The 25,366-nt window shown below is 29.8% G+C and carries 22 protein-coding genes; 8 read left to right on the forward strand and 14 right to left on the reverse strand.

What is annotated here, in order from left to right:
- The 4 genes from Q0998_RS05260 to Q0998_RS05275 all read right to left on the reverse strand — a co-directional run bounded on the left by Q0998_RS05260 (nt 1) and on the right by Q0998_RS05275 (nt 5,494).
- The gene (locus Q0998_RS05260; protein WP_299667208.1) at nt 1-2,094 is read right to left on the reverse strand and encodes a hypothetical protein; all 2,094 of its coding nucleotides are present in this window, start codon (nt 2,092-2,094) and stop codon (nt 1-3) included.
- On the reverse strand, nt 2,091-2,540 hold the full coding sequence (locus Q0998_RS05265) for a hypothetical protein (protein WP_299667210.1): 450 nt from the start codon (nt 2,538-2,540) through the stop codon (nt 2,091-2,093). The genes Q0998_RS05260 and Q0998_RS05265 overlap by 4 nt, the downstream gene beginning before the upstream one ends.
- Nucleotide 2,541: 1 nt before the next feature.
- Entirely contained in the window at nt 2,542-3,462 is a 921-nt protein-coding gene (locus Q0998_RS05270) for a hypothetical protein (protein WP_299667212.1), read from the reverse strand.
- A 553-nt stretch (nt 3,463-4,015) separates the two neighbouring features.
- Nucleotides 4,016-5,494 (reverse strand): Fic family protein, encoded by a 1,479-nt coding sequence (locus Q0998_RS05275; protein ID WP_299667215.1) that lies wholly within the window; start codon nt 5,492-5,494, stop codon nt 4,016-4,018.
- A gap of 941 nt (nt 5,495-6,435) precedes the next feature.
- Here Q0998_RS05275 and Q0998_RS05280 point away from each other — a divergent pair.
- Nucleotides 6,436-7,395 (forward strand): mechanosensitive ion channel domain-containing protein, encoded by a 960-nt coding sequence (locus tag Q0998_RS05280; RefSeq protein WP_299667218.1) that lies wholly within the window; start codon nt 6,436-6,438, stop codon nt 7,393-7,395.
- A gap of 434 nt (nt 7,396-7,829) precedes the next feature.
- Here Q0998_RS05280 and Q0998_RS05285 read toward each other — a convergent pair whose 3' ends face one another.
- The 3 genes from Q0998_RS05285 to Q0998_RS05295 are packed head-to-tail and all read right to left on the reverse strand — an operon-like array spanning nt 7,830 to nt 10,111.
- Complete coding sequence (locus Q0998_RS05285; protein ID WP_299667221.1) at nt 7,830-8,891, reverse strand: serine hydrolase; 1,062 nt, start codon at nt 8,889-8,891, stop codon at nt 7,830-7,832.
- A 23-nt stretch (nt 8,892-8,914) separates the two neighbouring features.
- Nucleotides 8,915-9,379, reverse strand: a complete 465-nt coding sequence (locus Q0998_RS05290; RefSeq protein WP_299667224.1) for a hypothetical protein — start codon at nt 9,377-9,379, stop codon at nt 8,915-8,917.
- A 54-nt stretch (nt 9,380-9,433) separates the two neighbouring features.
- Entirely contained in the window at nt 9,434-10,111 is a 678-nt protein-coding gene (locus Q0998_RS05295) for a CPBP family intramembrane glutamic endopeptidase (protein ID WP_299667227.1), read from the reverse strand.
- Between the two features lie 618 nt (nt 10,112-10,729).
- Between Q0998_RS05295 and Q0998_RS05300 the strand changes: the two genes are divergently transcribed.
- Complete coding sequence (locus tag Q0998_RS05300; RefSeq protein ID WP_299667229.1) at nt 10,730-11,461, forward strand: sensor histidine kinase; 732 nt, start codon at nt 10,730-10,732, stop codon at nt 11,459-11,461.
- The gene (locus tag Q0998_RS05305) at nt 11,458-12,159 is read left to right on the forward strand and encodes a LytTR family DNA-binding domain-containing protein (RefSeq protein WP_299667232.1); all 702 of its coding nucleotides are present in this window, start codon (nt 11,458-11,460) and stop codon (nt 12,157-12,159) included. Before Q0998_RS05300 ends, Q0998_RS05305 begins: the two co-directional genes overlap by 4 nt.
- A gap of 713 nt (nt 12,160-12,872) precedes the next feature.
- Here Q0998_RS05305 and Q0998_RS05310 read toward each other — a convergent pair.
- From Q0998_RS05310 to Q0998_RS05330, 5 genes are all read right to left on the reverse strand, one after another.
- Complete coding sequence (locus Q0998_RS05310) at nt 12,873-13,472, reverse strand: DUF6642 family protein (RefSeq protein WP_299667234.1); 600 nt, start codon at nt 13,470-13,472, stop codon at nt 12,873-12,875.
- Between the two features lie 617 nt (nt 13,473-14,089).
- A complete protein-coding gene (locus tag Q0998_RS05315) occupies nt 14,090-14,278 on the reverse strand; it encodes a hypothetical protein (protein WP_299667236.1) in 189 nt (62 codons plus the stop codon).
- Between the two features lie 102 nt (nt 14,279-14,380).
- Nucleotides 14,381-14,554 carry a hypothetical protein gene (locus tag Q0998_RS05320; RefSeq protein ID WP_299667238.1) on the reverse strand — a complete coding sequence of 58 codons (174 nt, stop codon included), beginning with the start codon at nt 14,552-14,554 and terminating at the stop codon, nt 14,381-14,383.
- A 212-nt stretch (nt 14,555-14,766) separates the two neighbouring features.
- Nucleotides 14,767-15,480, reverse strand: a complete 714-nt coding sequence (locus Q0998_RS05325) for a LytTR family DNA-binding domain-containing protein (protein ID WP_299667240.1) — start codon at nt 15,478-15,480, stop codon at nt 14,767-14,769.
- Nucleotides 15,465-16,490, reverse strand: coding sequence for a sensor histidine kinase (locus Q0998_RS05330; RefSeq protein WP_299667242.1), 1,026 nt, complete (start codon nt 16,488-16,490; stop codon nt 15,465-15,467). The genes Q0998_RS05325 and Q0998_RS05330 overlap by 16 nt, the downstream gene beginning before the upstream one ends.
- A 207-nt stretch (nt 16,491-16,697) precedes the next feature.
- Between Q0998_RS05330 and Q0998_RS05335 the strand changes: the two genes are divergently transcribed.
- The gene (locus Q0998_RS05335) at nt 16,698-17,552 is read left to right on the forward strand and encodes a DUF5694 domain-containing protein (protein ID WP_299667245.1); all 855 of its coding nucleotides are present in this window, start codon (nt 16,698-16,700) and stop codon (nt 17,550-17,552) included.
- A 135-nt stretch (nt 17,553-17,687) separates the two neighbouring features.
- Here the strand turns inward: Q0998_RS05335 and Q0998_RS05340 are convergent, their stop codons facing one another.
- Both Q0998_RS05340 and Q0998_RS05345 read right to left on the reverse strand, forming a co-directional pair.
- Nucleotides 17,688-19,727: an OmpA family protein gene (locus Q0998_RS05340; RefSeq protein WP_299667247.1), complete on the reverse strand. Its 2,040-nt coding sequence runs from the start codon at nt 19,725-19,727 to the stop codon at nt 17,688-17,690.
- Nucleotides 19,728-19,795: 68 nt separating this feature from the next.
- Nucleotides 19,796-21,544 carry an ice-binding family protein gene (locus Q0998_RS05345; protein WP_299667250.1) on the reverse strand — a complete coding sequence of 583 codons (1,749 nt, stop codon included), beginning with the start codon at nt 21,542-21,544 and terminating at the stop codon, nt 19,796-19,798.
- 578 nt (nt 21,545-22,122) lie between these two features.
- Here Q0998_RS05345 and Q0998_RS05350 point away from each other — a divergent pair.
- From Q0998_RS05350 to Q0998_RS05365, 4 genes are all read left to right on the forward strand, one after another.
- Nucleotides 22,123-22,689 (forward strand): AraC family transcriptional regulator, encoded by a 567-nt coding sequence (locus Q0998_RS05350; protein ID WP_299667253.1) that lies wholly within the window; start codon nt 22,123-22,125, stop codon nt 22,687-22,689.
- Between the two features lie 14 nt (nt 22,690-22,703).
- Nucleotides 22,704-23,150, forward strand: a complete 447-nt coding sequence (locus Q0998_RS05355) for a response regulator (RefSeq protein WP_299667256.1) — start codon at nt 22,704-22,706, stop codon at nt 23,148-23,150.
- Nucleotides 23,151-24,938: a CHASE3 domain-containing protein gene (locus Q0998_RS05360; RefSeq protein WP_299667259.1), complete on the forward strand. Its 1,788-nt coding sequence runs from the start codon at nt 23,151-23,153 to the stop codon at nt 24,936-24,938. It begins immediately after the preceding gene.
- Between the two features lie 227 nt (nt 24,939-25,165).
- Entirely contained in the window at nt 25,166-25,318 is a 153-nt protein-coding gene (locus Q0998_RS05365; protein WP_299667262.1) for a lmo0937 family membrane protein, read from the forward strand.
- Nucleotides 25,319-25,366: the final 48 nt, after the last annotated feature.

The following is a 25,366-nucleotide window of genomic DNA, read 5'->3' on the forward strand; positions in this document are numbered from 1 at the left end:
TTATAATTCACTTTGAAATTTAAAAATCTTTGTTAGTTTACTTAAGTCAATTAAATGAAAATTCTCTATTCCTTTTGTTTCTTCTTTAAAATTTTCATCTCTTTCTCCAAATGATGCAAACACAATAGATTGACCATTACTATAGCTTGATAATTCCGCTAAAAAATTATTCATATCTCTATTAGCCATATCGTGTTGAGAAGGCTCGTCGAACACCAATAATTTTGGATGATTCGAATTGAATTTCACAGAAGTTTTATATAAAGCAGATGTATATGCCCATATAGCCCTAACAAAATCACTTGCTGAAGAATTATGCTTTAGCTTTCCTTCGATTTTTTTTTCCTCTTTTTTGTCATCAAAATTTTTAACTAAATTCAAACCTTGGACAGTTGGAAAATATCCATCGTATGGAATAGAAATTTCATTTACTTCATAACTTCTGTAATTAAATTTTGTCAATAATTGCTTGAATTCTGTATTAAGATATTTCATTTTTTGAAAATCCAAAGGAGAATAAAAACTACTTGGTAAATCCTTAATTTCTCCTAATATTTTAGCATACTGCTTGGAGAGGGATCTAAAATCCTTTATTATAGAATCTGTTTTAATTCTTAGTTTGGTATAATGTCTTAATTGATTTTCTAATCTAATTCTTCTTTCTATTTCAAATTGTGACGGAATTCTATCATCTGAAACTAACTCTCTATTAATAGATTTTAAAATAGAACGATTCTTTTTGACATAATCTTCTAGTCGTTCTAATTTTGTTTTCAAATTTATCAAACTATCTTCTTGTCCAGAAATGAATGTTGTATACATTTCTTTTTGAGCTTTGAGATGTTCTATATTCTCATCCAATCTCATATAATCTTGGTCGATTTCCTGTGGTAATAAAGTGTCTTTTATACTTTGGCTACAAGTAGGACAATTATCGGTAGGCAAGGTCAAATTCTCTTGACTTGCAAAATCGTTCACTTTTTTTAAAGCAGTATAATTATCTAAATCTTTTATGGTATTTGAATAATCTCTTTTATATTCCTTTAACTCTCTTGATAATAAAACGATATCATTATTAGCATTTTGTTTTTCAACATTTGCAAATGATATTTTTTCACTTATTTTCTTAGAACGAAGAGTTAATTTTTCTGTATTCTCACCTGTAGTTGGCACACTTTTTTTGTTGGATTCATCTAACTCATTTTTTACTATGCCTAAATATTCATCTATATTTTTATACTCACCATCTTCGACTAACCTTCTAATATAAATACTATCTTCTGGTTTAATGATAAATGCATCGGAATCAACACCTTGTATTTGAAAAGATTCACTGCTTATTAAATCTTTAAAATCAATAAATTTTTGTTCCCATTGATGCTCTATAATCTTCTTATTAAAATTTAGTTTAGTTTTCTTTTTTTGGTTTTCTAAAACATCTAAATTCAAAATATATTCAATAACTTTTGATTTTGGGTCTCTTATTTTGTAGTACGGAATAGTTGATAAAAAGTCTGACCAACCATTTTTTTGTTCAATAGTAAATGATGGAAAAAGTGTTTGTAAATAAAGCTTTCTTTCTGACCCATCGGTATAATTGACTTTAGGTAATGATATATCTAAAAACTTCTCTAAATATGCGTGAAAACCAAACTCCTGATTTTGAGCTGCGTTCTTATCGTGTAAATACATTTCCAAATAATCAATATCGGACTTTATGATATTAGTTATAAGACTACCTTTATAGACCTTAACATATCTTGAATCAAATTTTTCATTTACAATATATCTTTGTATCGTAATAATTTCACCTTTTGTGTTTTCTATTTCAAGAAGCACATTTGATTCTATAATTGGGATAGTCTCATCATCTACAATAATTTTTTCTTTAAGGACGTATTGTAAAGCTGCTGTATTTTTACCTCCAATTAGCTCTTCCATACCTAATCCATAAAGTAAGCTTTGAAAAACAGTACTCTTTCCTGAAGAATTATTTCCTCTAATAATATTTAATCCTTTTTCAAAAGTAAATTCGTTTCCAAAAAGACCTTTTTTATTTATAATATTTATTCTTAATCCATTAATTTTGATCATTTCCAGTCTTTTGCTAATTTGTCAATCTTTGAGTCTGATACTATTTTACCATATCTATTTAAAACCTTTTTTTCATTCGAATATGCTTCCTCAATAGAGTCAATTTTTGTTAAGTATTGGTTTCCTTTTAAAGTAAGGGTATATTTTCCCTTTTCCTCTTTTAATAATTTTTCACCTATCGCAAATGCAATAGCTCTATTAACGTGTGGAGACAAGGTCCAAATACTCATTTCAGATTCAAAATCACTAGCTATCCATTTTAATAATTTTTCTTTGTTTTTATAACCTTGAAAAACCCAAGAAAAAAGATGTAATTTCAGTAATGAGCATCCTGCTGTTGAAGCTCCATCTCTAATGATTAACAACAATTGACCTATCTTCCATATTGGACGATAATCAACTGTTTGAGCTATAGGCCTTCTTTTAAAAAAGACTTCTTCTTTCATTTTATATAAAATTTAAGGAGCATTCTAATAACCAACGCGAAACAACTTGATTCGCTAGAGCACGAAGCATAATTGCATCAAAGCCATCTAGTTGAGAAACTAGTTTTTGTTCAACCATATTTGTTTGTTCTTTTATAAAGAGTTTTTTATCTGCTATACTACCAAGTGAGTCAAATGTTACCTCGTCTTCTAATTGAGAAATAATTCTTTTAAAGCGTTCATAATCTCTTGGATGATTGACTCTAAGAAAGTCTAAAGTTTTCTTTCCTTTCAGATATCTGTCTATTGACATATCCGTAGCAGCTAAAACACTTTTCTCTAATTCTGTTAAATCAGGAAAGTCGTTATTATAAACTTTTGTATATTTTCGTTTAGCGTTTTCTATATATGTGTTTTCAGTAGTAATCAGCTCTTTTTTCTCTTTGACATTTACAGAAGGGTCAAAACGAATACCATCATCAGTAAATTTAAAATATTGGACATAATCTTCTACCTCGTGTATGATTATTTTAAAATCATCATCAATAACCTCTAGATTTTTCTTTAGAGTTTCCTTTTCTTTTTTTCTACAATGAGAGAAAATATTCTTATCAGCATTTTTAGGAGTAACTAGATACCATTCCTTTATTTTTGTATCACCCAATACTTTTTTTAGTTCGGAACAATTCTTATCTAATTTTAAAATGTCTTTTGTTATCTTGCCTCTTAAAGCTTCATACAAATCTTGTCCTTTGATATCATTTTCAGGACAATAACATTGAAACGCTTTTCCAGAATTAAGGGTAAACCCTTCAATTCCTAAATCACCATTTGCATCAGGCATTTTTTGATAATTCTCGGCTTTATAAGCAGCTTTAAAAGCTAGTTGACAAGTTTCTTCCCAAGAATCTGGATTAAACTCACCATAATTTGTTTTAAACATATAGTTTTAATAATATTTTTCAATTTAAAGTTATTCGAGAAACACAATCAATTAACAATTTACTCCAATAAATAAAGATTATTCATTAGTGTATTAATTGTGCAATGTAGGGAGACTATAAATATACAGAATTTTAATAAGTAACTTTCTACGGAATTCCGTAAATAATTGAAAATTAGAGAAAATATTCCCATTCCATACACATTCCCACTTCGCTCCTATCGTCGCTTCGGGCAAAGAGTATTCCATTACATTTTTAAAGAAATTTTTGGGAAAGAAAAAAATTAAGGAAAATTTGAGGTAATAACTTCGCTTTTACCCAAGCAAAGTAATACTGAAACGAGTTCAGCACAGGCGCCACACAGCACATTATAGTACATTTTTAATTAGGGATTATCCAGTGGATGATTCATAATTAAAAGCTATTTAGAACAAACTTCATATACGTGTTTGTTTTGAATTTCTAGAATATTATAGAAAGAGAAGTGCTATTAATGGAAAAAACGTATTAACTTATTAGATAATTTAATAACACCTTCAAACAATTTCAATCTTATTTAACAATTTTTAGAATTGCTTTATCATGCTCTTTAAAAGCATTGCATGCCTCTAATTGTAATTCTGCTTCGTTCATATCATTTGCTTTTATAGTAGAACTGAATTCTTGAGCTCTTTGTAACATCTTTACGTATACAACGGGATCTTTCTGTCTTGTTAAACGCCTTAATGCACCTAAATAATCATCACGATATACAGTTGGGATAATTATTTTGGTTTGCTTTTCTTTTACAAGTTCCGCATTCATCATTACTCTTGCTATTCTTCCATTCCCATCTAGAAATGGATGAATCTCACTAATCATAAACATTATATATGCAGCTTTCGCAAATGGGTTATTTAATGCCCTATAATAATCAAATCCCTTGATAAGAGTGCCTCTTACCAAATTAAAATCAACAAAATGCGTATCGCCTGCCCTATTATTTTTATCTTTAAATTGACCTGGTTTCTTTGATTTTCTAGCTTCTAAAAGAATGTGATGTCTATATTGAAGTATATTTAAAAGTTCATCATGTGTTGCAGGAGTTTTATTCATCTCTTTTAAATTACTAACGATTCTATATGTCCCTAAAACATCATGGGAATCTTCATCTCTATTAGCAATTGGAGTTTCTGTTTTAATAATACTTTTCGCTTCTTCTAATTCGAAAATTGTTCCTTCAATATAATTTGAAAAATAAGCTTCAAAAAATGCAAAATTTTTGAATGCTGTTTTGGCTGTATTTATTTCCGGAAAATTCCCAAATTCATTTTGTTTAAGATGCTGGAACAATGTTTCAAACAATGATATTCTAGCTGGGTCATAAGGATTTCCAAAAGCCCTTGCCATAGCTATTGGTGAACTTAATATTTTTGAGGGTTTTGTGGTTAATAAAGCACTAATTAATCTATTTAATTTAGCGAATTCGCTTTGCATTCCCAGTTTTTCGGCAATTACTCTTGCATTATCTCTAACTTTATTTATTCCATCCTCACCATTTACGCGTACTATTTGCTCTAATTTAGCTTCAATTTCAGGCAATGTTAGTATTTTGGATTCATGTCCTGGTTGCCTAGAAACTTGTAAATTTTCAAGAAATGCTCTTTCTTGTTGTGATACAAATAGTTCTCCAGAGAAAAGATTATCACCTTCAATTGGACCATTTCCTTTCATAAAACGGATTGTAATTCCAGGTAGTTTAATTTTTTTTGTATAAGTATATGTAACGAAAATATGACCTTCACTTGTTGGTTTGAATTCTAAAGCTGATCTATGGCTTAATACGGAATTCGGATATAAGTTACCAAGTATTGTAAAAATGTTTCTAGTAATTATTACTTCTGGCTCATCAATTAAGTTTGATGTGTATATTCTTGGAGCAATTTTTCTGATTTCTCCAGCTTTTTCTAATTTAGATATTTGTTTACTTAAATTTTTGTCACTTGAAGAAAAAATGACTTCTTGAAGATGAATAGGTAGAATATTTTCCATTTAAACTGCTTTATTATTCAAATATATGTATAATTTTCCATTATAAATGATTATATAGAGAATGTTTTCCATTATAACAATAATATTTAAAAATGAATATTTTCCATTATAATCATTATAGAGCGAGTATACACAATTATTTTCCATTATAGATAAAATTAAAGAGAATATTTTCCATTATATCAGATAATGAAGAAATATATAGATCGTTTCCCATTCCACACACATTATGCTTCCTCCTACGTCGTCGCATAAAAGTGTTCCATTAACATCGCAGAAGAAACTTTTAGAATAAATTTTTTCAAGAAACTATAGTAACTACTTTCGCTTTTATTCAAAGCTCAAGTTACATAACGCAGAACATTATAGTACATTTTATAAATGGGTTTATCCTGTGGATGAAGCTATTTATAACACAGATGATGCGTTGGAGAAATTATGATGCTTACTGTTGGTATTCATTTATAAAAGAAATATGTAAGCTATAATGTAGTATTTGTAAAATATCCCAGAAGCATTCGTTTTCATAAGAATAAGTAGAACTTGGGTCATTAAACTAATAAGCGGTTTGCTTCGCAGCGTTTTTAAAACATTATGTATCTATAATTAGCCGTTATGTAAAATAGCCGCTGCCTATGCGCTCGATTGTTTTTTATAAATTAAACGCATCTGGCGTTTATTTCTAAACACAATTTCCAACCGCATTACAAGCGCCAAAAAAAGCTAACCTTTTAGATTTGTTTAAAAATCGCGTATTCGATAAATTAGGGATTATGGGGTGGATGATTCCTAATTAAAAGCTATTTAGAACAATCTTCGTATAAGTTGCTGGGTGGCTAAAAAAAGTTTCTTTACATTGATGATTAAAAACTAAAGACATTAGCTATTTAAACATTATTTTTGGTTTTTATCAAAAAATACATCCTAAAATAAATATGTAAATGATTTTATCTTTCATTAAATTAGCCATAATTCAAACTAAAGAGCCTAGCGAAACTATAGTAAATTCTATAGAAATGTATTATGATAAATTGTTAGTGTCTTTGCCAAGAATAGCACTCGCCATATTTGTAATTGTTGCAGGGGTTTTAATTGCTAGATTAATTACAAATATTTATAAAAGACGTATTTTAAAAGAAGCTGAAGATCCATTAATGGCTCGTTTTTTGGCACAAGCTATTAAAATTATTTTAATAGCTATTGCTATTATGCTTGGTTTACAAGTAGCTGGTTTAGATGGCATTGCAACAGGTTTGTTAACGGCAGTTGGTGGTGGTGCAATTGTATTAGGTTTTGCTTTTCAAGATATTGGTAAAAATTTTTTAGCAGGAATTATTTTAGCATTCAGTCGCCCTTTTGATGTAAATGATACCATAATGATCGATGCTCATTTTGGAAAAGTACGTGCCTTAAATTTTAGATATACGCATATTAAAACTAGCGATGGCAGAGATATTTACATTCCAAATAGTGATGTTTTAACAAAACCTGTAGAAAATTATACCGCAGATGGTTTTTTTAGAAACGATTTTATAGTTGGTATTGGTTATGAAGATAATATTGAAAAAGTGAAAGCAATAATTCTTGACATTCTAAATAATCATGATGGCATTGTCACAGATGAAGATCATCAGAATTTTGTAATTGAAAATGAATTGACCCCAAGTACCATTAATTTAAAAGTATTTTTTTGGGTAAATACAATAGATTATAGAGTTGCTTCTAGAATTATGAGAGGACAAGTCATTAAAAAAGTGATTGAAGCGCTTATTGAAGCTGAATTTATTTTACCAGGAAATATTACCGAAATTAAATTGTATGGTGGTCAAGAAGATTTGCCTTTAAAATTAAGAAAAGATCCTAGAGACAGAGATTTAGATTTAGTTGAAAAAGAAAAATAAATGAGGTATTACTCTCGCATTTGCCAAAGCAAAATACTACTAAAACGAGTTCAGCACAGGCGCCACGCAGCAGCACTCCTTTAAAGTTTTTTCAAATAAATAATGTTTTGAAACCTGACTATTAACGATTTATTATTGTATTTTTTTCTTGACCTTTCGTAAACTTCGTTTGTTACTTTCAATCAAAATATATTCTGATTGAAAGTAATGCTCAAGATAAACTCCAAAAGAAACAAAAAAGCTTGTGTCCAGCTTGACTGGCTATTAAGGCTCACATACAATTTTGGAAACAATTACGGTTTAATCGCTATATTTAGAATAAATTGTGATTATTAATTCCACTTTGAAAATATTTTATCTACCAATTCGACTTAAAGAGTCAGTAAACCTTAATACTCCTTTATGATTTGAAGCTTTTCTAATGTTCAATTTTTTTACTGATTAAGTGCCAATATTGCTAATTTAAGTGCTGTTTTTCTTGGACGATTGCAGGTGCAATTCGATAGTACAGCAACAAAAATATCTTTTTGAGGAATATATAGTGAAAACGCAAGATAGCCTGAAACAGCACCACCATGTAATATTACTTTGTTATTCTTTATACTGTTTAAGTCCCAGCCATATCCATATCCCGTTAACTCCCCATTCTTTAATTTATAGGAGCTGTGTGCCTTATCTAAAGTTGATTTAGATACAATTTTGTAATTAAATACTGCGTTGTTCCATTTATACAAATCATCTACGGTTGAAATTAATGATCCTGCGGCATATGGATTAGACATATCTAAAAAATTAGCGTTTTTGTATTTTCCTTCCTGTTTTTGGTATCCTTTTGCTCGGTTTTTTACTATGTCAGAAGTTGATTCATAAAATGAATTATTCATTTCTAGAGGTTTGAAAAAATTTTCGTCAATATATTCCGAATATTTCTTTCCAGACACAATTTCAATGATATAACCCAAAATAATATATCCTGAATTGTTATATTTAAACTGCTCTCCAGGAATAAAATCCATAGGCTCATTCTTAAAGAAATTAATCTTCTCTATTGGAGTAAAATGCTTCCTTCTCAATTCAGCTGTCCAAGTTTTCATACGTGTGATGTCTTTTATACCAGAGGTATGTGTTAGTAAATGTTCAATAGTTATGCGATGCCCTTGTGTTGGGTAGTCTTTAATGTATTTGGTAATATCGTCTTGTAAATCAATTTTTCCTTCTTCCATTAATTTCAGAATTGCAGTAGCTGTGAATTGCTTCGTAATTGAGCCAATTCTTAAAATGTTTTCTGGAGTCATTTTAACGTCTAATTCCATATCAGCCATTCCAAATGCTTTTCTGTACAATACTTCACCTCCTTTAACTACGAGGGCAATTCCTCCTGATTCATTTTCTTTAAAAACATCAGTCATTAATCGATTCGCTTCAGTATCAAATTTTTGTGCGCTTGCTAGCAATGAAACAAGTAAAGCAAGTAGTGTAAATTTTATTTTCATCATCTTAATTTTATTTAGTAGAATTGTTAATATGTTATTTCAAAATTTAATTGTTTTCCTTTTTCCTTTACTTTTAAATCTAACCCGGTTCCAAAAGCAAATGCAACCCCAAATCCTATTGGCAATCCTATTCCAACAAAAGCCATATTATTTGTTATAAGTCCGATCATTATTCCTATTGGAACCCCAAAAGCACCAATTCCAATTGGCATCCATCTATTTCTGTAATAATTTGTTGGAACTAGTGTATGTTCTTTTTTGAGAAGCTTAAGAGTTTTTGATTGCTCACTTTTTAATTGTTTTCCTAAGGTTTTATCAAAGTCCGATAATGAATTCATTGAATCGATAGCAATATTTAAAGAATGTTTAAAATCTTCATGCAATTCCATTTCTCTTAATTCAGATATGAGTTCTTGAAATTGAAAATATTTCTTATTCAATAATCTTTTTTGAGCTAAATCGGGTCTTTTATTTAAATATTTAATTTTCATTTGTTGTCAGTTTTTTAATGAGAAATGCAGGTTATTGATTTTAATTTATCATAATTAAAACATAGACATAGAGTTAAGCACAATATGAGCAATAATTACAGGCCATAAATTCTTGCCAAACTTCACATAGGCAATTCCCATAATAATGCCAATTAATGCTACAGTTAAAGAACGTTCAGAAAAATCATACGAATGTCTAAAGCCCCAAATACATGCCTGAATAACAATTGCAATAGCTGTTTTAAATCGTAAGTTTCCCATTAAACCTTCTAACCAAGTTATAAGAAATGCACGTTCTAACAATTCTTCTAAAGCAGACTGTATCCATACAAAAAATAAAACGATACTAAAATTGAGATAACTTACATCTTTAACTGAAGCATGTAAACCTGTATTTTCATTTGGAGTTGTATTATTAAAAAAAGAAAAAGAATCTGCAATAAGGTTAAATGTAAGAATGGTAATAATTATAGTTATAAATATGACTCCTGATTTTAAAAATGTTTTTGGTATGTTTTTGGGCTTTCGCAATCCGATAGATTTCCAAGTAATTCCTCTTCTTTTCATTTGTAAAGTTGCTACAACTAAAGTAGTCACTGAATACAAAAAACCTGTAACCAGATAATGCGTGTTCGGTATTGAGGTTTCTCTAATCAAAAACATAATGGCTATGTATATAATTAAATCGAATGCAAAGTGTATTGGCTTATTTATTTTAATTCTTTCTTCCATAATGGATGGCGTTAATTTATATTTAAATCAAAACTATCATCAATATTATAAAAGTGAAAAAAAATATGACTAACTGTGCTTTTTTCAATTTGTAAACACAAATAAATTACACAAGATGTAGTTGAACATTAAAACGATATCGTTTGTATCAAAAAAAGAGATGTATGTCATTTCATATTTTTATCTCATAATATTTACGTATTATTGATTGAAATGAAGCAATGTTTTATCAATTCTACTATTTTTAATCTTACAGTAATTTTTCTTTCTTTGGTACTCGGCATATGTATGTTGCATACTGCTTATGAAAACACGGGAAAATTACTATTAGCAGTATCTATATACCAAGCAACCTATGTTATTTTTTTGAGGTTTTATAAAAAACAGCATTTTAAAAAATGGATTGCACTAAATTTCACTATTTTATATGTTTTTTACAGTTTGATATTTATAACAGCAATGTTAGCGTCGGAAAAAAATACATGGTTAACTATTGTATTTGCAGAATTTTTTGTGTTTCTACAGGTATATCTTTATTTTAAATTTAGAAACAGAAATAATATCGACAAGAGCTTTCGTGTTATAAAAAAATGGGGCGTTGTTCGATTTTGTTTCCGAATGTTTTTTATCGGAATTACAGTTGTTTTAATAGCATCAATAGTTTTAGAAATCCAAAGTTTAGGAAATGTATTAGACCCTTATTATTTTATAGTTCTCATAGTTTTTTTAGTAGATGTTTTAATTAGCCATCTTAATCATACCATTCAGCTAAAAAACGAACAAACTAAAGCAGAATTAATACTGCTTAGAAGTCAGTTGAATCCACATTTTTTCTTTAATACTTTAAATAACTTGTATGCATTAACAATTAAAAATTCTAAACAAGCACCAGAAGTTATTTTAAAATTATCTGACATGATGCGTTATACTATTTACGAAGGAGAAAAAAATAGTGTATCGTTAAAAGAAGAAATTATGTATCTAGAAAATTATATAGAACTTCATAAAATACGATATAAAAAAGATGTGAAAATAGAATTTAACAATACTGTACATCAAAATTTGACAGTTGCTCCTCTCCTATTTATAAACTTGTTAGAGAATGCTTTCAAACACGGAATTGATATGGTTTTAAAAAATCCGTTTATAAAAATAGATTTAAATAATGATGCCAATTTTATTTATTTTTCTATAGAGAATAGCTTTGATAAAACCTTAGAAACTACATCTACAGGAATTGGATTGATAAACTTAAAGCGAAGATTATCGTTATTATATCCTAATAAACATGAGTTAAAATTTACGCAAAAAAATAATCGCTATAAAGCAACCCTAAAAATTTCTATATGAACAATTATATAATCATAGATGATGAGCCATTAGCTCATGAAATTATCGAAGAATATTGCAGTATGTTACCACATGTAACATTAAAAAGCAATTGTTACAATGCCATGGAAGCAATACAATTTCTTAGTGAAAATAATGTTGACTTTATGTTTTTAGATATTAATATGCCAAAACTTAAAGGGCTAGATTTTTTAAAAACATTAACGAATGCCCCAAAAGTTATTGTTACAACAGCTTATAAGGAGTTTGCATTAGAAGGATTTGAATTGAATGTAAAAGATTACTTGTTAAAACCTTTTCCTTTTGATCGGTTTGTAAAAGCTGTAAATAAAGTAACTAAAAACGAGAATATTCCATCAAAAACAGCGGTTATTTCTAGAAATACAGACACGCATAAATTCTTTCTAAAAGGGGATAAAAAGCAGCATCAAATTGATCTGTCTACTATCTTATATATTGAAGCTTATGGCAATTACACAAAACTTTTTCTTAGAGACGAAATGATTGTAAGTCATGAAAAAATATCTTATTATGAAACCTTTTTAGAAAACAAAGGATTTTTAAGAATTCATAAATCTTTTATGGTTGCCATAGATAAAATAAAAGTAATAGAAGGTAATCGTATTTTTATAAACGAGCATAAAATTCCAATTGGCCAAACATATAAGAGCAATGTAAATAAGCTATACAATAGTTAATTACATTTTCATACACATTTCACTACTCTCCTATCTCTTTGTAAACTTCGTTTGCTACTTTAAATCAAAATATATTTTAATTTCAGTAATGCTAGAGATAAACTCCGTTTCGTAAAAAACGTATTCATTATATTTTTAAATAAAGATTTGAGAAGAAAAAAACAAAAAAAGTTGAAGTAATAATCTTGCTTTTTACCAAAGCAAAATACTACTAAAACGAGCTCAGCACAGGCGCCACATAGAACAATATAGTACATTTTTAATAGAGGTTATCCAGTGGATGATTCCTAATTAAAAACTATTTAGAACAATCTATATATATTGCTGTGTAGTTATAATTTGTTTTGAAATAAAAATATCCACAAAATCTTCTTATTTTAAAAACATGTAACACATCCCAAAGAGTCTTGTAAGCAAAATAACATTGTTATGGGGGTGTTTTAAAATTCACCAACAAGTATTAATTATTTTTTTTTCTGAATCTCATATTCAGAAATCTTAAAGCTATTTTTTCAAATACATTATTATAAGAATTGTACGAACTATAAAATTTGCAGCTATAATTCATAATTGCGTCTGTATTAAACTTATTGAAATATTTATAAGAGCATAAATTTTAAAAAAAAAATAAAATTTCATGCACTTGTTCTAATCTCGCAGAAAAAGGTCATGTAAAACATTACATACAAATATCTAATTTAGAAGTTCTTAATTTAATAATACAATCTAAAATCTAGTAGTTTACAAGCTTTGTAATATTTTTGATGCAATTCTTCTACAACATCTAGCATATGCTCATCTTCTTTAAATAAGTTAAAGAATGCTATATCAAGAATAGCGCTACTTATTCCATTGAATTCATTTCCGTATCCAGAAACAGCTTTTGCACCAGTAATATCTAAAAAATACTGCGCTTCCTCTTCGTCTAAATCCAGCACTTTTGCATTCGAAAAATGTAAAATCTTTCCTTCTAACCTTCCTTCAAATATTTCTGCAATTTCTTGTAAGCTATAGTAATAATTGTTTAAACAAATATTATTTGCTTTCCCTTTTATCACTAGGTAAATTATTTCATAATCTTTAAAATTATGATCATCTAAAACCAATGCATTTAAGCTAGATTCTAAACCCTCAATGGTATCACATGTTTTATAAATACTAGCTACACCATATTGCATGGCCAATTCTTCTAATTCTTTTTGTGTTTCAGTAATATGATCCGTTTCTATATCATTTACCGCTTCTAAACAGTAAATGAAATGATCTGTATCTATATATTGTTCTTGTGGTAATTGTGGTCTTTTTTTTAACAAATTTCAATATTTATGGATAGGATATACACTACAAAAATAATATAACTCTTTTACCCGTTGTGCATTTTGAGTTAAATATATTCCAAAATATCAGTTCAAGTGATCTTTTAATAAAAAAAATCGTATCGAGAACTAGTTTAGAAACGAAAATTCTTATTCTCGATACAAATTTCACTCATTTCAATCGTGAAATTCACTACCATTGACGTATTTGTTTAATTATTAATTATTAAACGCTTACTAGTTCTCTTCCGAAGCGGAACGCTACCATTGACGTGTTTATTTAATTTATTGATTCTCAAACACTTAATAGTTCTCGATTTGCTTCGCAAGCTACCTTCAATCAAAATACATTTTGATTTTGGCAATGCTCGAACAGACATATTTTATAGATTAATTCATGTCATTCCAACCGCTACCATTGACGTATTTGTTTAATTATTAATTATTAAACGCTTACTAGTTCTCTTCCGAAGCGGAACGCTACCATTGACGTGTTTATTTAATTTATTGATTCTTAAACACTTAATAGTTCTCGATTTGCTTCGCAAGCTACCTTCAATCAAAATACATTTTGATTTTGGCAATGCTCGAACAGACATATTTTATAGATTAATTCATGTCATTCCAACCGCTTGATAAAAATTTTTCTCGGGTCTCGAATTGACAGAATTTATCAAAATGCACAACGGGTTATTGTGATATTTATTACTAAGAACTTCTTTAATTGCTTTTAAATGTTTGTTTTCCATCACAAAAATTTTAGCTGCAAACGCTAATTGTTCTTTACTAATTAAATTGTCCATATTTTAAGAAATGAATTGTTTCATAAAATTGCAAAACTAATTGTTTAAACTTGAAATATTAATTATGGTTATCTACTTTTGCTATTAAAATACTACAATAATTTAAGAAATATTCTTCTCAATAATTCTACCTTGCCAATTATTAAAACCTAGTTTTAGAATAGTGTTCTTGTAAGATTGTAAGCCTAAATCACTATATTCGTAACCAACTGCAAAGCATTTAGTGCGACCTTTGATGTATTTATTCGCAAGCTTCCCCAATAGAGTTGAGGACATACTTTGAACACTTCGTTAGATATATCCTTTGAATTCCTTTGAAAATGATCGCTTCAAAATTATTATTTATATCTGTTTTTTGTGATATCAATCGAGCAAAAAAATGATAGAAATGCGCTAGTTTCTGTTTTAACCTGAAGAAAACTGTATTATAAATAGAAAGAATTTTTTCACCTATTATGTGCTTATATTTTTTTAAAAGCATATTAATTTTACAACTTATTTTTCTCAATACTCTCAAAAAAGATGTTTTTATAACTATTTCCAAGCGGCAATTCTTTTTCGTTGATTTGCACTCCTGTAGAACTTGTTTTTTCTATATGCTGCATTGCCACAATATAAGATTTATGGATTTGCGTAAACATCTGTTTTGGCAAACGGTCATTCATGTATTTTAAGGTACTGTAAGTTATTATCTGCTGTTTACTCACTAAATGGATGGCTACATAATTTTTTAAGCCTTCCAAATACAAAATCTCTGAAATGTATATCTTTTCGAAGTTATTTTTTCCATTTGTCTTTATAAATAATAATGTTTCATCATTCGGCTTATCTTTGGGTGCTGTATTTAAAATCTTTACTTTAGATACTGCTTTGTAAAAACGCTCAAAATCGAAAGGCTTCAAAAGGTAATCTACCGCATTCAAATCATAACTTTCTAAAGCAAATTGTGGATATGCTGTTGTAAATATAATTTTGATGTTATCATCTACAATTTTAGATAACTGAATGCCAGTTAAATTAGGCATTTGAATGTCTAAAAACACTAATTCTATCGGGTTTGTTTCAATAATTTGTAATGCTTCTAATGCATTTGTTGTGGTGGCAACCAATTCTAAAAACAACACTTTTTGGATATATTTTTCTAACAAGCGTATTGCTGGCGGTTCGTCGTCTACAATGATGCATTTTATGACTTTTTCCATACTGGCATTTTAAGGTAGGTACTAAAATAAGGTGTTTTATCACAATATACTAATTGGTAGTTTGTATTAAAAAGAGTTAATAATCTGCGTTTTATATTCTGAGTGCCTATGCCAGATTCCATAAATTTTTCTGAACTTAGGGTTTTATTTTTGGTGGTTAAAGTGATATACTGTTCGTCTATTTGAAGCTTTATACTAGCTGGATTGTTTTTGTCATTCACAACCCCGTGTTTGAATAAGTTTTCTATAAAATGCACTAAAATAAGTGCGGGTATCTGTTGATTTTTTACTTCCCCTGTAGTTTGAAAATCCACCGAAAAATCATCTTCAAATCGTTTTTGAAAAAAATGAATATACTCTTTTAAAAATTTAATTTCATTCGCTAAAAACACCACATCTTTTTGAGAATCGTAAGTTACATAACGTAACAGTTCGGACAGCTTGTGAATGTCTTTAGCGGTCTCTGGTTTGTCATCTATTAATTCTACGTAAAAAGCATTGAGTGTGTTGAATAAAAAATGAGGACTTATTTGAGATTTTAGAAAATCTAATTCGGCTTTATTGTAATCTCTAGTCTCTAGAAGTTTTATTGCCAAATACACTAATGTGCTATATAAAATAGGTTTTATTGCATAATAAGAGTTGTCAAAAACATAAAAATATAATCTTCTTGAAGGTTCATAATAATTATGGATTCCGATACTATGAAACAAGATAATTTCTTCTAATACATATCGAATACCTGCAAATAGCAAAAGCATAAATGTTACTGCGATTAAAAACTGAATACTCTTTTCTTTTTTAATATATCTAGGACAAACAATTTTAAAATTAATAAAATAAATGCTGATAGCAGTTATAAAAAAAGTGGCTTTAAACAAGAAAACTTCGGGCACAAAGTTTTCTAATAGTTGTTTTTTACCTCCAAGAACTAAATCTTGAAAAAGCTCCATTACAATTAAAAATGCCCCAAGAACTATATGGTATTTCCATTCTTTTTTGATGTTCATGTGACAAATATATCTTTAAATAATTAAAATTTTTCCGCTTAAATACATACTCGACATTTTACAGGATAAAACCCTAAAATCATACAACAAAAATAGAGGTTGTGTGTAATTTATATTTCATGGAGTCGTCTGCTATATTCGTCAAAAAGTCACAAACTTAAAAACTTTTTCGAATTACTTTTGAAGCAAACAATTTAAACTCATAACATGAAAAAATTACTTCTACTAATAAGTTTGGTTCTTGTGTCTTGTAACAATCAGCCAGTTGCTAAAAAATTAAATACAGATAAAAACACTTCAAAAAACAAAAAACTCGAAGTATTGCTTGTAGGCTCATCCCATTGGAACAATTACAATAGTGAAGGTCTTGACGTTGCGCAAACAAATGAGATTGACATCCTTTCTAGTAAATATCAAAGTGATTTAAACGAAATCGTAGAAAAAATAAAAGTATTTAATCCTGATAAGATTTTTGTTGAAAGAACACTCAAGTATCAGCCAAAACTAGATTCTCTTTATCACCTCTACACTACTACTAATTGGGGTAAAGGGCGAAGAAATGAAATTTACCAACTTGGTTTTAAAGTAGCCAAGGAATTAAAACATCTAAAAGTATATGGAGTTGATTTTAGAAATACTCAATTCCCTTATGACAGTTTAATAAATTCGATGGAAAAGGCACATCAAACAGCACTAATTTCTTCTTTTCATGAGGATATAAAGCAATTCGAACAAAACTATAATACACTTATTTCTGAAAAAAAATCTCTTAAAGATATTTTCTATTTTTTAAATGATGCTGAACAACGTAAATTGGGTTTGGCTTGGTATTTAAATGGTGCCAATAAAGGAGGTGATTTAGAGAGTACCGTGGGTTCTTTTTTAGCGTCTGAATGGATTAAAAGAAACATCTATAGCTACGGATTGATTCAAAAGTATACCGAATCGAAAGATGAACGCATTATGGTTTTAATGGGTGCAAGTCATATTGCAGTTTTAGAAAATTTTATAGCGATACATCCAGCATGGAAAGCCATTGGATTGAAAGAAATCATGGAGTAAATGGTGTTTTAATTGTAAAATAGTATTGATTTATTAGTATCCTACGACCATTCAAATAAATTAAAAGGTCGTCTAAAAAAAAATTAGACGACCTTTTTTCATGAAACAACCTCTTCTATAACAAAGAAATTTAATTTATTTTTGTGGTATTACATCAATAATAACAGTACGGTTGTAAGATCTTCCTTCTGGAAGTTTATTACCAAAAGGGGCTGCGTTTAAATTCTCGCCCAATCCTGTAGTTTCAAACCTTACACCAGTCCTGCCTAATTTAGACACAGCGCTTTGTAAAATGGTTTTAACATTATTAGCTCTTCGTAGAGACAATGCCAAGTTATAAGCTTCTTCCCCAATGCTGTCTGTATAACCGTGGATGATAACTTTTGCATTATTTGCAATTTTTGGAGCTATAATCTCTGTTAAATATTTATCATCCATTGCAATTGTACTCTCGTCATCAAATTCATTAAGAATGCTAAATCTCATTCCTTCTTCAATTTTAGAAGGTGTCCAAAGCACAATGTGTGCAGAAGATTCTTTTGTTATAACATCGCCGTTTTTGGTGGTTCCAATCATTTTCATGGTGTAGTCTCCTTCAGGATTTGTTCCTAAAATAGCTTTTCCAGGAAGACTTATTTCTTCTTGTGTATAAGGACCAAAATTTTGTATCCTACCATCTTTATCTGTAATCTCCATTTTCCAAGAAGCAAAGGCTTCCTCTTCTGTTGCAGCTTTAAAAGTTACATAACTGTTAATTGGCGCTTCCTGAACTCCTACAAGTACTACGGGTCTTAATGGTGCAGCAGGACCACTATGAAATTCCATTAATAAAGCAGAAGAATTACTTTCAATAGAAACTCTACGGTCACCTGCTTGAAGCAATGCCAATTCTTTTGTAACACCTGCTTCTAATGCGGCTATTTTTGGTTTGTTTCTTCCTTCAATTGCAATTCTTGAAGCATTAATAGCAAATACATCTACTAGATATTTTTGAACGGATTCTGCCATGAGTCTTCCTGCTGTTGAACCATTTTCTGAAGATCCAACCAAAGTAATTGTTGAGGTTGGATTTTTATCCATACGATCCCCAAGAATATTTAAAATATTATAATACACCGTCATGGCACGTTTTGAACGACCTGCCAATTTGGTATTTGGCGCAAATACTTCAACTTGATCTTCCTTAAAGTCTTTTACCTGATTTTTATTCAATAGCACATAACGATTTGAAATCTCTGTAGACTCTTTTTCGAAATAAATATAGTTGCGCAAAGGGAATGTTTCTGTTACACGAAGTTCTCCAGGAACGTTTAGAGGTGAGATAACCGTAAATTTGGCTTCGGGAGCTATGATGATTAATTCTTCTACATCTTCTTCTTCAACCTCTAGAATTTTTCGTCCAACGCCCAATTTAAGCACAACACCAGCTCTTACTGTAGTAATGTTCCAAGTTTCTATGGAACGTGGATATTGACCAAAATAAGGTTGAAAAGCGACAAAAGGTGAAAGTACCCATTGTGTTTTACTAGTTGTTTTAGACAAAGAAACATCATACCCTGCACCAACTTGTAAAGAGACAATCGTTTTTTCTACATCACTAAAATCGTCTGTGACATCTGCTGGGGCAACTTGATTTGGAAAATCTGGATTTGTTCCTTGTTGATATGAAAATGCTTTATTTAGATTGAAAGCAAATCGTGGTCCACCATACAAATAAAAATTAGACTTAAATGGCGCAAAACGCAAACTAGGTTCTACTGTAAAATAACTCAAGTCGGTTGACAGATCAGCGGGACAATTACAATCGGTCAACTGTTGATCAAAATCACCTTTACGGCTGTCTAACCCTGCTTGTAAAATAAATCCAAATCTAGTATTTGGTTTGTAAAATTCTATACTTGGCGCAAGAAATACCCCTGTACCAAAACCTTTATGAAAAGTTACGGGAGGCGTAAAATTAGCATTCAACTGTTGTGTTGAACCATCATAGAAATTAAGGTTTGTACCTCCAGCAATACCAAAGTACCAAGAGGGTTTTGAATATTGAATTTCTTGTGCTTGAAGTGGTGATGCTATTCCCGTTAAAATCAAAGCACCAATAATCAAGGTTTTTAGAGTTTGTTTAAGGGAACTCACAAAGGGCAACGTGTTTTTTATAGTTGTTTTATTTTTCATTATTTCATGAATTTAAGTTTATCAAATATTTTTTAAAATATTCCCCCCGAAGGGAGAACATCTAAGTTTTATTCAGGTTTAACAACACTGTTTGCGTTTAATGTAACCGCTGTTTGTGCTAATAATCTACCATTAACGGTTGCTCCTGTATTTAAAGATATTAAGGTTTTAGACAAAATATTTCCTTGAAACTGAACAGTTGTTCCAAGTATGGCACCTGAACCTGCTACTAACCAGTAAATATTTTCTGCTTTTGCACCGTTTGCCAAAGTAATAATGGCATTGTCTGCTACTGTAAGGTCTTGGTCAATTTGAAATACAAACATTGCGCAAGGGTCACCGCCACCATCTAAAGTGATACCGTTTGTTATAGATAGCCCTGTGCTCCATTTGTAAACACCTGCAGCCAACGTTTGACCATTAAGGTTTCCAACCAACAGTTCAGTGGTGTCTGGAGCCAACCCGTTTCCTGTGGTAAATGCAGTTCGCATATTATCTACAGCAGTAACTAAATTAGCCGGTGTTGGGTTTGCATAACCTGGAGCATAAACTTTTCCGGTTACTAAATTTGAAGTAGCAAAAGTGCTTCCTGCTACATAATTTAAAGCAAATCCAGTAATAAAGGTTGCTGCCGCTGGGCTTATTCCCATATCACCTGTAATAGAAGTTGTACCTGTAGTAGATATTGCTGATTCAGCCAATATGACGTAATTACCAGCAGTTCCCAAATCTACCGCTGGGGTACAAGTAGGCGGTGGAATTACACTAAAGTTTGCCGTGATTTCTTTATCTGCATCCATCAATACATTTAATGGATCGTCATTTCCAGTAGCATCTAAGCTCCAAGAAGTAAATTCATATCCCGAATCTGGGATAGGATTCAATACGACCATATCTCCAAAGTCATAAGTTGCTTGATTTGGAACAATTTCTACCATACCGTTTAAAGCATTTACAACTAATGTAAAAGTGTTAATGTCAAAGTTTGCAACCAAAGCAGTAGCTTCATTTAATGTAAATGTATAAGTTGTATTGGTGGATACTTCCACTCCTGCTGCTGTCCAGTTTACAAAAGTATATCCTGTATTTGCAGTTGCCATTACTGTTACATCAGTACCTTCATCAAATACACCGTCTCCAGCGGTTGTACCGCCAATAGATGGGCTTGATGATAAGTTTACAGCAAATTGAATTCGACTATAATTTGCAACCAGAGTAGTATTTGCATTCAATGTAAATGTATAATTTTCATTTGTAGAGACTTCCACTCCTGCTGCAGTCCAGTTTACAAATTCATATCCAGCATTTGCTGCTGCTGTTACCGTTACTTCAGTACCTTCGTCAAATACACCTCCTCCGGTAGTTACACCGCCAATAACTGGATTCGATGATACTACTACAGTATATTCTGGTAAAGGAAGAACGGTTACAAATGTCCAAACGTAATCTTCTTGTAAAGCATTTCCTCTTAAATCTTTCGCTAATGTTTTAATTGTAGCAGTATATTCTGTATTTTCATCAAGAAGTGATGAAGGCGTAAAAACCGCTGTAGAATCGGTATAACTAACCGTTCCATTTATCAATGCACCCGATGCAACAGTAAATGAAGCCTCTGAAATTGTTAAAGGATTCATTTTCTCGTTAAAAGTTGCTGTAATAATTTGGTCAAGAGGCACATTAGTAGCGAGATTCTCAGGAATTGTTGAATTCACAAGAGGGCAAACACCATCGATTTGTTCGAAATCATCATCTGCACAACCTGAAAATAAAAGAACAATTGCAAATGCAAATGTTGCCAATAATTTTTTAGTGATCATAATTTGAGGCTTTAAAGTTCATATTTTTTGTTTTTGTGGTGAAAAAAATTCACAGTACAACAAAGATGGGTGTAATTAAAGATGAAAGCATTACATGATTTTGACAAAAAATTATATAATTACAGATTAAAACCTATAAGAGAAGATCAAATGATTTTTTAGCAAACCGAAACTTAGCGAATTTTAAGAAAAAAAATCATTCCGTTGTATGGTTACAGAATGGTGTTCGTATAAAGGAACTCAAAACTTTGTATTTACTTACAAAATTTTCCATTTGAAGTAATGCCAGTATTTTCCGCGTTACTTCTTATTAAATATAATAATTCCTCGATACTTTCCCTAAAGTAAAGCAAGCTCACTAATGCATGTTATTTGCTACTCTAAAAGGATCTTTTACTTTCTTATATACTTACAATACGAAAAAAAAATCTTAAAAAACTAAAAAAGGTTAGAAAATACAGCTATTTTTATTTTTTTGTGTACCTTGGAACTACTTAAAAAAACAAATACATATTTGTATAACCCCCTTTACTAGCTAGACTCTCTTAGTCTATTCGTGAAAATTAATATATAAATACATGAACCTTTTCTTTAAATTTGACTTTCATATCGTCTGTAAAAAAGTATTAGAGGATAAGTTGAATGCCCTAAACTTAGATTACGAACTCTTAGGTTTTGGTGAGATTGAACTGAAAAAAAAATTAACGCCAAAAAAATACCTCGCGTTAAACGCTTCTTTAAACGATTATGGTATTGGAATAATAGAAAGCCAGAAAGGTATTTTGGTTCAAAAAATAAAAGATTATATTAAAGATATGGTTTTTAATGAGAAGACCAACGTAAACGTAAAAAGCTCGGTGTATTTATCTGAAAAACTAGGCCACAGTTATAGTTATCTTTCCAGCTTATTTACTGAAGTTACCTATTCGTCCATAAAAAACTTTATCATTATTCAAAAAATAGAATATGCAAAACAGCTTATTTTAAATACAGAATTAAATTTAACCGAAATTGCATTCAAGCTTAATTATTCAAGTGTCGCACATTTAAGTACTCAATTTAAAAACACAACGGGTATTACGCCTACTGCTTTTCAGCGAATTATTTTTAAAAGAAGGGAAATTTCTCAACAAAAAATCAACTAGATATTTAACAGCTTATGCAACCCAATTACATACATATAATTTTAGCAGATGATGATGAAGATGATCGACTTTTTTTTACCGATGTCTTTGAAGAATTAAAAATTAATACAAAAGTTAATACTTTTAATGATGGTGAAGATCTCATGAATTACTTAAATAAAGTAGAAACTATTATGCCTAATGTTCTTTTCTTAGATTTAAACATGCCAAAAAAATCAGGAATAGAGTGCCTGACCGAAATTAAGGGCATTCATAAAATGTCTGAAATAGCCATTGCCATTTACTCTACGTCAGCCTCAGAGGAAGATATAGAACAAACCTTTGTACTAGGTGCGAATATTTATATTAAAAAACCAGATAGTTTTGAAAAATTAAAAAAAGCACTTTCGGAAGTAGTGTCTATTAATTGGCAATATCATACCAACAATTTAAATAAAGATAACTTTTTATTGCGACTATAAATGAAAAAGAATTATTTCTTTAAATCGACATTATTCTTAAAAGTCGTTCTTTTATCGAGTCTTTTTGTCATTCTTGTAATGGGTGGCATTACTTATATGCATATTTCTAATTTAACAAATTCCACAAAAATAGTTGTTAAAACCTATAAAGTAAATGTAGAATTAGAACGTATTATTTCCTATTTAAGGGAAGCTGAAAGTGATTATAGAAAATACATCGTAGAAAAAGATGTCTCTTATTTAAATCCATATTTAGATGCAAAAGAAAAAGTAAATAATTCTTTTCTCAAACTAAATGAGCTAATAAATGAAAATTCTAAGCAACATGAAAACCTAACGGTTTTAAATAAATTAACAGATAGCCTTTTCTTTAACTTTTCTAAAACGAATATTTTTGTAGAAAATAACGAGACAAATACCAAAGCATTGAATTTGCTTTATTTTAAAGAAAACGCAATCATAGATAGTATTAGGCGTAAGACGAATGAAATGTTTTTTTTGGAGAATAAATTGTTCAATAATCGGCAAGAAAAATATGAAAGTGATTTACAATTTACCCCATTATTTTTTTATTTAGTTTTACTAATTACACTTATAATAATAATTTTAGCCTACAGTAAAATTACGAATGACTTAAAAAATATAAAAGTAAAAAACGACCAGTTACTGATTTTTAAGGAGTCTACAAATCAATCAGAAATTATTGGAAAACATGGTAATTGGGTCTGGCATATCGAATCTGATATATTTACCTATTCAGATAATTTATACCGTCTTTTAGGCGAAGAACCTCAATCTTTTGAAGCCACCCTTGTTAATTTCTTAAAATTTGTTCATCCTGAAGATGTCGATAAATTAACAGAAGATTTAAATAAAATGACTCATGTTGAAGAGTTGCCTTTTATAAATTATAGAATCATACAAAAAAATGGTTCAATAAAATATTTAAAAGCTTACGCAAAATCTTTTTATAGTCTTAATGGGCAAAAAAGATTATTAGGTAATACCAGTGATATTACAGAGGAAATTGAAAGTATCATAGCACTTGAAGAACGGAACTTAGAACTAGAACGAAATAACAAAGAACTTTCTGCCTTTAATTATGCGGCAAGCCATGATTTACAAGAACCTTTACGAAAAATACAAACATTTGTTTCTAGGTTAGAAGAAAAGGAAGCTGCTACGTTTTCTGACGCTGGGCATCAATATCTAGAGCGTATTAAATTTGCTGCTGGAAAGATGCGCATACTAATAGATGATTTACTTCAGTTTTCAAGAACCAATAAGCCAGATAAAGAATTTGTTGAAGCCGATTTAAATGCGCTTTTTGAAAATGCAATGCAAGATGCGACAGTAATTATATTAGAAAAAAAAGCAAAAATTACAAGTGATACCTTACCAAAAGCAAAAGTAGTCGCATTTCAAATCCAGCAATTGTTTTTAAATTTATTAGTGAATTCTTTAAAATACAGCAAAGAAGAGACGTTTCCAATTATAAAAGTGAACTATTCAAATGTAAAGGCAAAAGAAACTCCTCACCTATTAAAAGCAGCTGAAGGTAATTATCATAAAATTACTTTTACTGATAATGGCATTGGTTTTGATCAGAAATATGCCGAAAAAATATTTGATTTATTCAATAGACTACACAATAAACAAGATTATTCTGGAAGCGGAATTGGGCTTTCTATTTGTAAGAAGATTGTTGAAAATCACAATGGTTTTATTTTTTCCAAAGGAGAAATTAATGTTGGTGCTGTTTTTACGGTATATCTTCCAGTTATTTAATTTCTACACCTTCTTTTTATTTACTAAGTAATGAATAAAAGTCTCAAATACTAGTATTCGTGGCGTTTTTATTTAAAACACTTGGCTAATTCCTGAATTACAATGTTTTTCAAAGAGCTTTAAATAGCAATTCTATAACAATCAATTAAAATGTTGTAACATAAAAGAACCAATAGGGTTCTTTCTTTGTATTTGAAATTAATCCTATTAATTTAAAATCAAATAGTATGAAAAGTTTATTATATATAGTAGCAGTGGTACTTATTATAGGATGGGCTCTAGGGCTATTTGTTTATAATGCAGGAGGATTGATTCATATTTTATTGGTCATTGCAGTAATTGCGATATTATTAAAGCTTATAGGTGGAAAAGACAGGTAAATACAATACCATCTTGATCATAAAGAAACAACAATACTAAAAACTAAT

This window comes from uncultured Polaribacter sp., from assembly GCF_947501385.1.
Lineage (GTDB): Bacteria > Bacteroidota > Bacteroidia > Flavobacteriales > Flavobacteriaceae > Polaribacter.